This is a genomic window from Mycobacterium sp. TH-M82 (genome assembly GCF_057473605.1).
The window spans coordinates 1-13,025 of record NZ_JBYCKY010000880.1; the positions used below are offsets into that span (position 1 = coordinate 1).

14 protein-coding genes are annotated in these 13,025 nt (G+C 62.8%); 2 read left to right on the forward strand and 12 right to left on the reverse strand.

From position 1 onward, the window contains the following. Positions 1-119: 119 nt before the first annotated feature. Complete coding sequence (locus tag AC2VON_RS25600) at positions 120-686, forward strand: TetR/AcrR family transcriptional regulator (protein WP_084027756.1); 567 nt, start codon at positions 120-122, stop codon at positions 684-686. Positions 687-757: 71 nt separating this feature from the next. On the opposite strand, the gene AC2VON_RS25605 is transcribed toward AC2VON_RS25600, so the two are convergent. The 11 genes from AC2VON_RS25605 to fabG are packed head-to-tail and all read right to left on the reverse strand — an operon-like array spanning position 758 to position 11,289. Next, positions 758-1,954 (reverse strand): acetyl-CoA acetyltransferase, encoded by a 1,197-nt coding sequence (locus AC2VON_RS25605; protein ID WP_084027755.1) that lies wholly within the window; start codon positions 1,952-1,954, stop codon positions 758-760. Continuing rightward, on the reverse strand, positions 1,947-3,305 hold the full coding sequence (locus tag AC2VON_RS25610; protein WP_486955324.1) for an OB-fold domain-containing protein: 1,359 nt from the start codon (positions 3,303-3,305) through the stop codon (positions 1,947-1,949). The genes AC2VON_RS25605 and AC2VON_RS25610 overlap by 8 nt, the downstream gene beginning before the upstream one ends. Further along, on the reverse strand, positions 3,305-4,513 hold the full coding sequence (locus tag AC2VON_RS25615; protein ID WP_084027753.1) for an acetyl-CoA C-acetyltransferase: 1,209 nt from the start codon (positions 4,511-4,513) through the stop codon (positions 3,305-3,307). Before AC2VON_RS25615 ends, AC2VON_RS25610 begins: the two co-directional genes overlap by 1 nt. Beyond that, complete coding sequence (locus AC2VON_RS25620) at positions 4,510-4,764, reverse strand: hypothetical protein (RefSeq protein WP_084027752.1); 255 nt, start codon at positions 4,762-4,764, stop codon at positions 4,510-4,512. The genes AC2VON_RS25615 and AC2VON_RS25620 overlap by 4 nt, the downstream gene beginning before the upstream one ends. Positions 4,765-4,770: 6 nt before the next feature. Next, the gene (locus tag AC2VON_RS25625; RefSeq protein WP_439951816.1) at positions 4,771-5,292 is read right to left on the reverse strand and encodes an aromatic-ring-hydroxylating dioxygenase subunit beta; all 522 of its coding nucleotides are present in this window, start codon (positions 5,290-5,292) and stop codon (positions 4,771-4,773) included. An 11-nt stretch (positions 5,293-5,303) separates the two neighbouring features. After that, the gene (locus AC2VON_RS25630; RefSeq protein ID WP_084027750.1) at positions 5,304-6,566 is read right to left on the reverse strand and encodes an aromatic ring-hydroxylating oxygenase subunit alpha; all 1,263 of its coding nucleotides are present in this window, start codon (positions 6,564-6,566) and stop codon (positions 5,304-5,306) included. Further along, positions 6,563-8,209: a class I adenylate-forming enzyme family protein gene (locus AC2VON_RS25635; RefSeq protein ID WP_084027749.1), complete on the reverse strand. Its 1,647-nt coding sequence runs from the start codon at positions 8,207-8,209 to the stop codon at positions 6,563-6,565. The genes AC2VON_RS25630 and AC2VON_RS25635 overlap by 4 nt, the downstream gene beginning before the upstream one ends. Then, the gene (locus AC2VON_RS25640) at positions 8,206-8,991 is read right to left on the reverse strand and encodes an enoyl-CoA hydratase/isomerase family protein (RefSeq protein WP_486955325.1); all 786 of its coding nucleotides are present in this window, start codon (positions 8,989-8,991) and stop codon (positions 8,206-8,208) included. Before AC2VON_RS25640 ends, AC2VON_RS25635 begins: the two co-directional genes overlap by 4 nt. Then, on the reverse strand, positions 8,988-9,791 hold the full coding sequence (locus tag AC2VON_RS25645) for an enoyl-CoA hydratase/isomerase family protein (protein ID WP_464508802.1): 804 nt from the start codon (positions 9,789-9,791) through the stop codon (positions 8,988-8,990). Before AC2VON_RS25645 ends, AC2VON_RS25640 begins: the two co-directional genes overlap by 4 nt. Further along, positions 9,791-10,558, reverse strand: a complete 768-nt coding sequence (locus AC2VON_RS25650) for an enoyl-CoA hydratase/isomerase family protein (protein ID WP_084027746.1) — start codon at positions 10,556-10,558, stop codon at positions 9,791-9,793. Before AC2VON_RS25650 ends, AC2VON_RS25645 begins: the two co-directional genes overlap by 1 nt. Beyond that, complete coding sequence (fabG, locus tag AC2VON_RS25655) at positions 10,555-11,289, reverse strand: 3-oxoacyl-ACP reductase FabG (protein WP_084027745.1); 735 nt, start codon at positions 11,287-11,289, stop codon at positions 10,555-10,557. The genes AC2VON_RS25650 and fabG overlap by 4 nt, the downstream gene beginning before the upstream one ends. Positions 11,290-11,387: 98 nt before the next feature. Between fabG and AC2VON_RS25660 the strand changes: the two genes are divergently transcribed. Continuing rightward, positions 11,388-12,185, forward strand: coding sequence for an SDR family NAD(P)-dependent oxidoreductase (locus AC2VON_RS25660; RefSeq protein ID WP_084027769.1), 798 nt, complete (start codon positions 11,388-11,390; stop codon positions 12,183-12,185). A gap of 513 nt (positions 12,186-12,698) precedes the next feature. On the opposite strand, the gene AC2VON_RS25665 is transcribed toward AC2VON_RS25660, so the two are convergent. Continuing rightward, complete coding sequence (locus AC2VON_RS25665) at positions 12,699-12,830, reverse strand: hypothetical protein (protein WP_486955326.1); 132 nt, start codon at positions 12,828-12,830, stop codon at positions 12,699-12,701. Positions 12,831-13,025: the final 195 nt, after the last annotated feature.

The following is a 13,025-nucleotide window of genomic DNA, read 5'->3' on the forward strand; positions in this document are numbered from 1 at the left end:
CCAATCTCCTTCGGCCATGAAACACCGCAAACGCATGAAAGCCATACCCGACGTCCCTGGGCAGTCCGAAGCCTACGGCCGAGGGCAACAACCACCCTCCAAGAAAGGTAAGGAAACGCATGGCGAGCGGTGTGTCGCGGGTGGCGTACTTAGAAACGGGCCTCGACGTGCTCTCCGACCTCGGTTATGGCGGCCTCAAGCTGGCCGAGGTGTGCAACCGACTGGGCGTCACCACCGGGTCGTTTTATCATTTCTTCGACAACTGGCCGACATACACCAAAGAGCTGGTGGATCACTGGCGGCAAGCTAATACCATCCGGCTGGTGGAGTGGATCCGAACGGAATCCGACCCGCGCCGACGCATCGACAGCATCATCGACATCGGTTTGAACCTGCCACACCGCGCCGAAGCCGCCATCCGCGCATGGAGTAGCGCGGATTCCGATGTCTACGCTGTCCAAGTGGACGTTGATCGCGAACGTCACCAAATCCTGCGCGAATCCGCCTTCGAAATCCTGCACGATCAGCGGCAGGCCCAACTCTTCGCCGACTGGGCCGTCTACCTGCTCGTCGGTTACGAGCAGGCGACCTTACCTCCTGACAAGGCCGCTCTTGAGTGGATCGTCGGTCAGCTGCTCGACGCGCTTGACGCCGGCAGGTTCACCTCCGCGCCACGCGACCAATGAGCTGCATCGCCTCAGCCACGTCCAACCCGACGGTGCACTCGACGCCGATGTCCACGTACCGGCCCCGGCTCCTAGTGACCGACCTCGCGTCCAACAACTGACACGAATGAAACGCAACTGCCCGGCCGCCCACCGAGATTGTGTGTGAGCGCAGTATGCGGATCCGCCAGCTGCCGCCGGCCTGCCTCTCCACGAAACTGCAGCCATGCCTCGTAGAGCATCCGCAGCCCACTGGCGCCCACTGGATGACCGAACGACTTCAACCCGCCGTCGGGGTTGACCGGCAATCTGCCATCGGCATCAAAATCGCCTGCAAGCACGTCTTTCCATGACTGCCCCTGATCGGCGAAGCCGAGATCCTCCATCAGCACAATCTCGGTAGGGGTGAAACAATCGTGCACTTCAGCCAGCGAGAACGCCGTACGAGGGTCGTCAATGCCGGCCTGCTGGTAAGCATCGCGGGCGGAACGCACCACTTCAGGAAAGCTCGTGTAGTCGTAATCGGGGTCCATCGAACCGCGTCCCGAGCCAGCGACCAGTGACAGCCCGTGGACGTACATTGGTGTATCGGTATAACGCGATGCGTGCTTGGCCGGCACCACGATGGCGCACGCGGCGCCGTCAGCGACTCCGGAACAGTCAAATACACCGAGTCGCCCAGCTACCTTCGGCGCATGATCGATCTTGTCTTTGGCAACGGGCGAACGGAACTGCGCCTTGTCGTTACGCGCACCGTTCGCATGGTTCTTCCACGCCACGTGTGTCATCGCGTCACGCATCTCACCCGGATCGACACCATACTTCGCGCAGTAGGCCGGATCCAAGAGCGAAAAGGCCGCGGGCGCGGTCATTGACAGTTCGGGCGCAGTACCGTCGCCCGGCGGATCCTGGCGCAACAACCCCGAAAATCCCGAGTCTTTCAACTTCTCCACCCCGACGGCCATCGCGATGTCGTATGCTCCGCTCGCCACCGCATAACACGCGTTCCGGAATGCTTCGGATCCGCTGGCGCACATGTTCTCCACCCGCGTGACCGGCTTGTCACCGATACCCAACGCCCGACTCAGGGTTAGACCCGACATACCCGAGCTCAAGGTGCCGAGCCAGTAAGCGTCGATATCGTCCCGGCCTAGGTTCGGGACTGAGGTCATGCATTCGCTGACCACTTCCACCAGCAGGTCATCAGCAGAGCTTTCCCACCGCTCACCGAACTTTGAGCAGCCCATACCCACCACCGCGACCTTGCCGGCTATTCCTCTACTAGCCATCGCGCCTCCTGTCCAATAGGGCTTTCCAGAAGTAGTTGTGCACCTCGCCTGAGGTGAACAGCCGGCGGAAGGTGAATCCCACGGCCGAACCCACTTCGATGCGTTCTGGTTCGGCGTCAGCTACTTCGCAGGTGAACCGGCCACCGCCGGCTACATCAACGACCGCTTGCACGACAGGCGGCGACGGCGAATACGCCAGGTGATCAACCGTATATGTGGCGACGGTGCCGCGCAGACCCGCAACCGACGTGAGACTCATCTGGTCGGCTATGCCACAACACTTGCAGACCCGAGCCGGCGGAAGATGGACGAACCCGCATGCGTCACAGCGTGTTCCGGTGAGGCCGAACTTCCATATCCCCGATCGACCGGCCGCAGGTCCCGACGGCCGATCCGGCTCGGGGCGACGCGGCGGCTCCACGTCCACCAGCCCGCGCCACGACAGGTAGGTCGGGTAAGCGACCGGCAATCCGTCGGCGCGCTGGGCGCTGACCGGATGCGGTTGGCGCGCTTGGGGCAGCGCGTCCGTAGTGCGCAACAGCATCGCATCGCAACCGTCGACGGCCGAAATCACCAGCACGGTCTCCCCGCCCGCCGCGGTGTCCAATACGCCGCACAGTGCTAACGCGGCATCGCAGGCGCCCGAGAAGCCGATCGGTGATGCGCCAACCGACTTTTCGCCCTTCACCAAGGTCGCAGCGCGCTTGACGATTCCGCTGTTCGGGCAGGTGAGCACCACATCGTCGACCGCAGTCAGCCCAGCGAAGTCCAGCACCCGCTCAGCCGAAGCCCGGACCAAGTCCGCGTATCGCTCGGCGCCGAACCGTTCCTCCCATTGGTGCCCGGTCACCGACGTCGTTGCGCGCCAACGGTCTAGGAACTCTTCGGTCAGCGACGACACCGCAAGTACCTCGGCAATAGCGGGTTCATCGTCTCCAAACCGCAGGGCGGCCGCGCCGTCGCCGCCGAGCTTCTCGTCAGCCGACCCGGGACGACCCACTCGGATGTCGGCGCTGACCGCGATCCCGCCATTGCTCGCCGCGGCGAGGATCGCGGCAAAACCGCTGCGTCCCGTTCCGCAGAAGTCGACAGCTAGGGCGTCCGAACGCAGGCCGAGTGCAGCGTGGATCGCCGTGGCGTTGGTCTTGTCCGCGTATGCCGGCGAGCTGCTGGCGAAATATAGCGCGTTGGCCGAGCCCGCCCGGGGGATATCGGCTATGGCTGCAACGGCCATGGTTGTGCTGTCCTCGTCGAATGCGGCGACCACCCGATCACCGCTGCGCACGCCGATGTCACTGCCGGCCAGGCGGTAGCGAGGCAGGTAGCTGGCGTAGCCGACTAGGCTGCTCATTAACAAGCCCCACGGAAGATCGCGGCCAAGCCCTGTCCGCCGCCGATGCACATGGTTTCCAGCGCAAGGCCCCCGCCTCGTCGGCGTAGCTCGTGCAGCATCGTGGCCAGGATCCGCACACCGGTCGCTCCGATGGGATGCCCCAGGGAGATGCCCGAACCATTGACGTTGAGTCGGTCTTCAACGTCGTCGAGCTTGACGCCCCAGCCGGCGAGTACCGCAAGCACCTGCACTGCGAACGCCTCGTTGATCTCGATCAGATCCAGATCGTCGAATCCCAATCCCGTTCGACGGAAGAGCTTCTCGACGGCACCAACTGGTCCGATTCCCATGCGGGACGGCTCACAACCAACCGCCGCCCAGCCTTCGAGGAAACCGAGTGGCTCCAGCCCAAGCTCGTCGAGCCGATCCTCCGCCACGACCAGGCACGCTGCAGCGGCGTCATTTTGCTGGCTGGAGTTACCGGCTGTCACCGTGCCATTGCTCCTCAGGGCGCGCAATCGGCCCAGCGTTTCGACGGTGGAGTCGGCCCGGATCCCTTCATCGTCGGCGAAGTCGATCGGTTCGCCCTTCCGCTGGGGTACCTGCACGGCAACGATCTCATCGTCGAAGCGACCCGCCTGCTGGGCCACAGCGGCGCGCTGATGGCTGCGTACTGCGAAGCTGTCGGCAGCCTCGCGGCCGATGCCGTAGTCGACCGCGAGGTTCTCGGCGGTTTCGATCATGCCGCTGATCGGGCCGAATCGCCAGATCGGCTGCGATAATTCACGTCCACGGTCGAGCCGGTCATAGAGGATCTGATTGCCGGAGCGTGAGCCCCACCGCGCGGTGGTGGTGTAGTGCTCGATGTTGCTCATCGATTCGACACCGCCTGCCAGCACGACATCAGCGGCTCGAGTTTGTACCGTCATCGCCGCGGTGACCACGGCCTGCAGCCCGCCCCCACAACGGCGGTCGATCTGCAATCCGGGCACGCTGATCGGGAGGTCGGCGTGCAGGGCAGCCCAACGCCCGATGCATGGCGCCTCGGAATTGGCGTAAGACTGAGCAAATACAACGTCTTCGATCGCGGTCGGGTCCACGGCGGTGCGCTCGACAACCGCCGTGATCACCTGGGCGGCGAGGTCCTCGGCACGCAGCGGTCGCAGACTACCGCCGAAGGTGCCGACCGCGGTTCGGACTGGACAGACGATGGCGGCGCGTCTCACGTATCACCTCGCCAGCGTCCGGCAGAAGGGTCGATCAGAGTGGTAAGCCTCTCGTCTGACAGCCAAATGATGGTCTCCAATTCCAAGGCGTCGAGGTAGCGGACACGACCGGAGCGAAGGTCCTCCAGGCGCAGGCGGGGTGAATTGCCCGAGGTGTCGAAATTGACTGATACTTGAGCGAATTCGCTGTCGATTACCGGCCCTACCGCAGGCACGTTTACCGAATCGCTGTCACCGAACTCAATCGTCATAGCGCCTCAGATCAAAAAGCCCAGTGTCGGAATGGAGCGGCCGTTGTCCACCAGCACGACCTTTTTGTACGCAAGTCGCAACTCACCGTCTTGCCGGCGCACCCGGTAAGTGACCCGGCCACCCCACAGGTGATTGCCGCGTGCGCGTGACTCCAGCACCATGACGTTGGCCGCCACCTCAAGGTCTACGCCTCCGCCAGAATTGGGTCGGCCACCCAGAAATTCCACGTTCGACAGCAGTCGCCGCAGGTTGGACGGGGGCGCCTGCGCGTAGCGCTTGCCGGTACGCATCTGTTTGAGCCGAGTGGCGATGCGGCTGCGGTTGTCGTAAATCACCGACATCGTCCGGGACGGGTCATCGGTGGAGGCCACCGGCACCCAGTACAACGCGTCATCGGTCCACAGCGCTTCCCAGGCGTCGTAGTCGGATTCGTCTGCGAAACGCGCCTCCCGATAAAGGAATTGCTCTACCTCTCGACGATCGAAATCCTCGGGCACCGGCCCCAGTTCTGCGGGCTTGTCCAGCAAGCTGGTCACGATTACGCCTCCATCAACATCTTGTAGTGCGACCAGAAACCACGCATCCCGGTCTCATCGGTGGCCCCGCCGACGGTGAAACCGTTCTCGTCGAGCCGTTCCCGCCCGAGTCCGCGACGCACATCCAGCCATTCGGGCACCAGCGACTCAAGTCCAAGCTGATTGCGCTCGTACATCTCGGTATCGTCGGCCAGCAACATGCCCGCAGGTCCCACCGAGCCCATGCACTGCGACACCATCCGCCGGTTCAACTCCCGCGCACCCGCCAGCTGGACGGCCGTGGAGAACTGCAAACACTCATCCACCGCGACCGGTTGGATGTTAAAGACCTGGATCTCGGCGATGAAGAGATTCGGAAAGATCATCACATGGGGCCCCCCCTCGATGAGGATCTTCTCCGCCTCAGTACCGTAACGCTTGCGCATCGCCGCGACATACTCGGGCACCCGGTCCTCCGTGGTGCCGAACCAGCGCAATGGCTGCGCGAACTTGCGGAATTCCGGCCGTAGATCGTTCTCACTATGGCCATTGCCCAAGTTGCGCGTCACCGCCGTCGAAGAATCGCTGTATAATGCGCCGATGGGGCTGCCGGTGACACCAAATATCGACCCATGCACGAATTGCGGGTGATATCCATCGGTCTCGTTCTCCGCCAAAAGTTTCCAATTGGCACGCGTCTGATGCTGCAGCCATCCGGCGGTGAGCTCGACTTCGCCTTCCGGTGACAGTCTGGCCAGTCGGTCGATTTCGCCGGCGGCTGCGCCCAGATGCTCGACCAAGCTCGGGCCGTCAGCGGCGAAGCTCCCAAATACAAAACCGCGGTAGGTTTCCATGCGTGGCACGCGACCCAGTGAAAGGTCGAGCTCACGCGTCCCATAGCCCTTGAAAAAGGGGAACCCGACAAGTTCACCGTCGTTCCGAAATGTCCACCCATGATACGGACAACGAAACGTCGATGAATTACCTGCCGCATCATCGCAGACCTGGTTGCCACGATGTGCGCAACGGTTGAGCAGCAGATGCAACCCACCGTCACGGTCGCGAGTCATGATCACGTCTTGCAGTCCAAGGCGCTTTCGCACGTAGTCGTTTGGCTGCGACACTTCGCTTTCATGGCCAACGAAAACCCAAGTGCGATACCAGATCTTGCGCAGCTCTTCGGCGAAGACGCGTGGGTCAGTGTAGAGCGATCCGTGCACCTTGTCGTGTTTGATCAATTCGCCATAGCTATTGCCGGCGGCGGCCGGTTCGATGAGCGAGGTCACTGATCGGGCTCCTCTCTAAACAATTCGCGCAAGTCACCCTGCGCGATCAAGTCGGCAAGAGCGAACTTTCGCACCTTCCCGGTCGCTGTTCTGGGCAGATCGCTGGCAACGAACCAGCGCTGCGGAACCTTATGCGGTGTCAAGTGTTTGCATGCATGCGCGTGCAACTGGGTGGCCGCATCGTTCGGCAGTGCACCACACCCAACTACAACGACGGCCACAATCTCGCCTAGCCGCTTGTCCGGCAGGCCGAAGGCGCAGGCTTCGTCGACCATGTCATGTTCGGCTAGGCAGGCTTCCACCTCGACGGGCGAGATGTTCTCTCCTCCGCGGATGATCAACTCTTTGAGTCGACCGGTGAGTGTCAGGTAACCGCGGCCGTCCATCACACCGAGATCTCCAGTGTGCACGAACCCGTCATCGTCCACCGTGGCTACAGTGGAAGCGGGGTCGTGAAGGTAGCCGACCATCTGCTGATAACCACGCGCGCAGATCTCCCCTGGATGGCCCACCGGCACAACGAGGCCGGTGGTTGGGTCTACCACTTTGCAATCAACCTGAGGAAGTGGCCGGCCAACGGTGCGGAGTTGATCTTCTCGGTTGTCGTCGGGCCGGGTCGCGGTGAGGACTGGCGACAGTTCCGTTTGACCGAACACCTTCACCACTGATGCCCCGAACGTAGACTCCGCCGCCTCGACGAGCTCGGCCGAAACTGTGGACGCACCGCCCAGACACGTTGAGAGACGGGGCGCCGGTGCACTCGAATCACGCTGCGCTGCAATCAGAGCCTCCAGCATTGTGGGCACAAAGAACAGGACGTTTGCTTGCTCGCGACGGATCGCATCGAGAACCGCCGAGGGCTTGAACCGATTCACCAGGACCTGGGTGCCGCCAATCCACAGCGGACCCAACGTAGCGATCACACAAGCCGCTGTGTGAAACATCGGCAGCGGATTGACAGTCACCGATGCTGCGGAGATGCCAGCGGCCTCCATGGTCAGTTTGGCGACGTTGACAAGCGAACGGTGCCGCAATAACACGCCTTTGGGCGTGCCGGTTGTTCCCGAGGTGTACTGCAGCATCACCGACCGCTCAGGGTCATCTGGCGCGCCGGACACCACGCCGGCGTCGGCGCTGTCGCTTCGCCACTCGGTACGGGATGACAGGCTGACGGTCCGCACGCCTAGACGCGTACCGATCTCACTGACTGTGGCAACGGTGTCGTGGTCGCGGCCGCAGTCAGCGTGAATCAGCAGCCTTGCCCGGGAATGCCGCAGCGCGTATACCAGCTCGGCGGGACGAAGCGCAGGATTCAATGCGACGAGGACGACGCCGGCGAGGGCCGCACCGTACTGAATGATCGGCCATTCCACAATGTTTGGTGCCCATAGGGCGACATAGTCGCCTGGCGTGGTGAGGCGCGCCAGGGCGGTGGCGACCCGGGAGGCTTCCTCGAAGAGCTCCCCATAGGTCAAACGCAGCTCCTGCCCATCGGCATCGCGATTGCCCACGAGGGCAGTCACGTCCCCATGCGTGCGGGCCCGCTCGGCCAGCAAGCCACCAACAGTGCAGTCCTCGAGCGCGATGCTGGTGTCGGCGCTCAAATACGACCGTTCAAGGCACGCAGGCAGCTTCGCGGTCACGTAGGTACCGTCCCGAACTGCGGCGGCCGCTTCGCGCGAAAGGCCGCGATTCCCTCGGTGAAGTCATCGCTGTCAAAGAGTTGAGCCTGGTATCTGGCCTCGAGCTCGAGAAGCTCGAACCGACTCAGCGCTGATCCGGCGGCCAACAGGGATTTGATAACCCCGTACGCGTGAGTCGGGCCTGCGGCCAATCGCTCGGCGTCGGCGAGGGCGACTGCTAGCGCCATACCGGGCTCCGCCAATGCGTCGATAAGCCCGATCTCTAAAGCCGTGTGCGCGTCGATGGGCGCGGGCATCATCAACATCTGGCGCGTGCGAGCGACACCTATTCTGGCCGGTAGCGACGCGAACGTCCCCATATCACCGGCCAATCCGACGTTGGTGAACGTTGTCGCGAAACGCGTGTCGCTCGCAGCAACGACTCGGTCGCACGCGGCGGCAAGTGCGACACCCGCTCCAAAGGCGCTTCCCTCTACGGCGGCGACGACAGGTTTGCCCGTGTTCCAGATTGCACGAATCACCCTCTGCGCCAACTGTGCTCGTTCCATAGCGCGATCAGGTGACATGCGCTCCATCGAGGTGATGTCCCCGCCCGAGCAGAATGTGCTACCGGCGCCAGTCAGGACGATCACGCGGGTTGAGTTGCCAGTGCCGGCCGTTTCTAACGCGTCGGCAAGCTCCAGCCGGACCGGAATGTCGATTGCGTTGCGTTTGTCGGGGCGGTTTAGCGTGACGACCCGCACCGGGCCGCGATCCTGGACCAAAACAGAATGAGTGCTCATTGCCCCGTGAAATTCGGTTGGCGGCGTTCGATGACGGCACGAAGACCCTCGAGTGCGTCAGCAGTCCCCGACAATTCAGACACGGTGCGTGCCTCTTCGGCCAAGCGCTGTTCGACCGATGCCCCGACGCCACTCCAGACCAGGCGCTTCGTCGCCGACAATGCCCGCGAGGGCATCGCCGCCAAATCGGCCGCGACTCGTTCTGCGCGGCCGGCGAGCTCGGAATCCTCGACAACCTCGGTGACCAAACCGATCTGCAATGCTTCAGCGGCGCTGAGCGTGGGATTGGTCAGCAGGATCCGCAACGCCTGGCGCAGGCCGACCAGCTGGGTCAGGGTGACCGAGGAGCCGCCGTCAGGTGCCATGCCGACTCGAACCGCGCCCGAAAAGAACTTTGCTGACTGTGCCGCGATGACGATGTCAGACGCACACACCAATCCCAACCCGCCGCCCCCGGCCGCAAAACCCTGAACCGCGGCCACCACCGGCGCGCGAAGCTGGATTAACGCTGCAGTGGCTAATTGAAGCCACGCGGTGGCCTCCCGCAAGTAGGCGGGAAGGTCGGATCCCTTCGATTCGAAGGTGTGGATGTCGCCGCCGGCGCAGAAGTTTCGACCTTCACCGGTGAGTAAGACAACTCGCACAGCGGGATCCGCGTGGCATGTCAACGCCGCCTCGTGTAAGGCCTTAAGGAACTCAACATTCATTCCATTGGATGCCTCGGGCCGGGTCAAACGCAGCCGGGCGATACCGTCGGCGACATCGAGCGCGACCGGCGCGCTGGTTTCTGCAACACTCATTAACTGGTTCCTCGCTGTCGAAAAGCGGTCGCACCGTTCTGTCCGGCGCCACCGCTGATGTGGTCGACTACACAATCGATTTCGTGATCCAATCTCGCCGCTAGTGACGTCTCAACGCCGTTGTACACCAGCCGCTTGATGGCGACCACGGCCTCACGCCGCCGGCCAGCCAGCTCCGCGGCGAACCGATGGACGCCCTGAGTGAACTGGGCTTGCGGGAAGCTCCGATATGCCAGGCCCCGTCGTACGGCATCGACGCCAGACATGCGGTCGCCGGAGAGTAGAAGGCCGAGAGCCTCTTGTCGCCCCACCAAGCGGCTCAACCGCTGGGTACTGCCCCCGCCGGGAATCATCCCAAATTTGATGTGGTTGTCCGCGATCTTGGCATCATCGCTGACCAGCACTATGTCGCTGGCCTGCATTAGCTCAAACCCACCGGCCATGGCGACACCTTCGACCGCGGTGACCACGGGGGCCTGGACACGCGCGATCGCCCCGCAGGCGCGGCGAAACACCTCGAATAGTGTGCGAAGCGCGTCGGGGCCGCTGGACCGCAGAAACTCCACTTCGTTGAAATCACCTCCCGCGCAGAAGTTTCCCCCGGCACCCTGCAAGACAACTACGTGAACTTCGGGGTCATCCCCTAGCTCGAGGATGGCCCGTTCGAGCTCAGCACCCAGCGCCACCGTAATGGCGTTCATCTGCTCGGGGCGATTGAGCGTAATCGTCCCAATACCATCGGCGAAATCACGCAACACCAGCGTCATATGTTTCGCCCCCCACCGACCTCGATCACGGCGCCGGTCACGTAGCTGGACAGGTCAGACGCCAAAAAAACCACTGCACCGGCAACCTCCGCCGGTTCGCCCGCCCGCTTCATCGGAATGGCGGCTTCGCGTTCTGCAAAGACCGCTGGTGGCATTGCCGCCGTCATGGGCGTCCGGATCAAACCAGGCTGAATTGCGTTGACTCGCACGTTGTGGTGCGCAAGTTCCTTGGCGGCGGCCTTGGTCAGTCCGACTATGCCTGCCTTCGCCGCGCTGTAGTTAGTTTGTCCCGGATTACCTGATTTGCCCGACAGCGAAGACATATTGATGATGCTGCCCGACTTTTGCTCCCGCATGACCGCCGACGCCTCGCGCACACCCAACCACGTGCCCCTCAGATGCACGGCGACGACCGCATCGAAATCCGATACCGCCATCTTTTTTAACGACGCATCGCGTGTGATGCCGGCGTTGTTGACGAACACATCCAGACGCCCAAAGCCCCGAAGGGCTCCGGCGACCAGGGCACGTACCTGCTCCTCGGAGGTGACGTCGCACCTAAAGCCAATCCCGCCGATCTCGCTGGCCGCCTCCTCGACAAGTGCGGCGTCAACGTCGCCGACCACGACTCGTGCGCCGTATCCGGCAAGCGATCGGGCGATCTCGCGTCCGATCCCCTGGCCAGCACCGGTGACGACGGCGACACGCTGGTCAAGCAGCGCCTCAGCCATAGCCTTAACTCTTTTCCCTCCGACTGCAATCCTTATTCTAATCCAGGTTAAACTAGCATGGTGGCGGTCACAACAACCGCCCAGGATTGGAGCAGAGCATGGACCTCGGACTGGCTGGAGCACGTGTAGTAGTCACCGGGGGCGCATCCAATATAGGGCGCGGCATCGTGCACGAGTTCGCGTCCGAGGGTGCGCGCATCGTCATCAGCGATATCGACGGGTCGCAGGCGGAACAGGTTCGCGGCGAAGCCCAGGCCAGAGGAGCGGCGGGTGTGGAACTGGCGATCGCCGATCTTACGGTTGCCGAGGGAGCCGATGCTGCGATTGGGACTGCCCTGGACAACTGGGGCGGAATCGACATCCTCGTGAACAATGCGGGTTGGAGCGTGCCGGGATTCATTGCTACCGAGACCGATCGAGACAAATGGCAGCGCACCATCGAGATCAACCTGTTCAGCGCTGTCGCCACTACCCAGGCTGCGATCGGCCCGATGAAAGAGGCCGGCGGCGGCGCCATCGCGTTCATCGCGAGCGACGCCGCATTCGGCCAGATCCGTGTCGGGGTTTACGGCGCTTCGAAGGCAGCGCTAATCGGCCTGGGCCGTACCGTGGCACGCGAACACGGTCGTCACGGCATTAGGTCTAATATCATCTGCCCCGGCCTCGTCGTCCCCGAAGGCCCCGAAGCAGTTGGTCAATCGAGTTTGTGGGCCGTCGGCCAAGACAATGTCTTCAACCAGGACCAGATCGACTACATGGTCAAGGGAACGCCACTACGCCGACTGACTACCGCCGAGGATGTCGGCCGGGCCACCGTGTGGTTCTGTTCACCGACGGCGGCTCGCCAAGTGACCGGGCAGCTTATCTCGGTCAGCGGCGGCTACACCATGCCCTAGACAAGCTGTCGGGCATCGTCTGGGTGGCGCAGACGCCCTGACGCTAGTAGCCGGACGCACTTGGGACTCGGCGGTGAAGTGGTATTGGGCCAGTCGCTAGGGCTAGGCGCCAGGTCGCCCGTAGACGGCCACCGCGACGCTACGACCGAGGCTGTTAGCCGACCACACTCCGATGGCTGCATTGCCGCAGTCCTGCATGGTCGCCCGGGACGGCGGTTTGTACCACGAGTCATTCAGGATCTCGACGTTATTGATTGCGAAAGACCGGTTGCCACTGTTTGTGCCAGCGGGCGCAGTGAACCCCGCCGCGCTCGGACGGTCCTGCGGTGTCGACCCGTCCGAACCGATATCGCCATTGATGTCACCGTCGCTTAGTGCATCTTGGGTGTGCCGACGAGCTGCCTCTGGCCTGACCCCGATTGATTGATCAATCGGGGTCAGGCCAGTACGACGATGACCGCCTCGACGAGCAACGCATCTTCATGTTCAACCTGGCACTGACCCGGACACTAATCACTCTTGCCGGATCTCCCAATCCTTGTGGGCCGAGTAGTAGTGCCGGCCGTCCTCGGTGACTAGCCAGCCCATGAACTCCATGGTCTCTTTTGCACCTGTCCGCTGGACGCCACGATCTCCCGCGAGCACCACTTGGATCGCAATGGGATGGTCATTGGTGGCCGAACCCACCTCAGTTGGGCGGATGTTCGTCTGCATGAGCTGCCCGGGGGAACGTCAAGAGCTAAGCTGACGTGAGCCCTCCGGTCCGGGCCAGTTCCTGTGGGAGTCCGATGCCCCAGAATTGGGGCGAGGAGGACTCGATTCATGGCACGGCGACGGCAT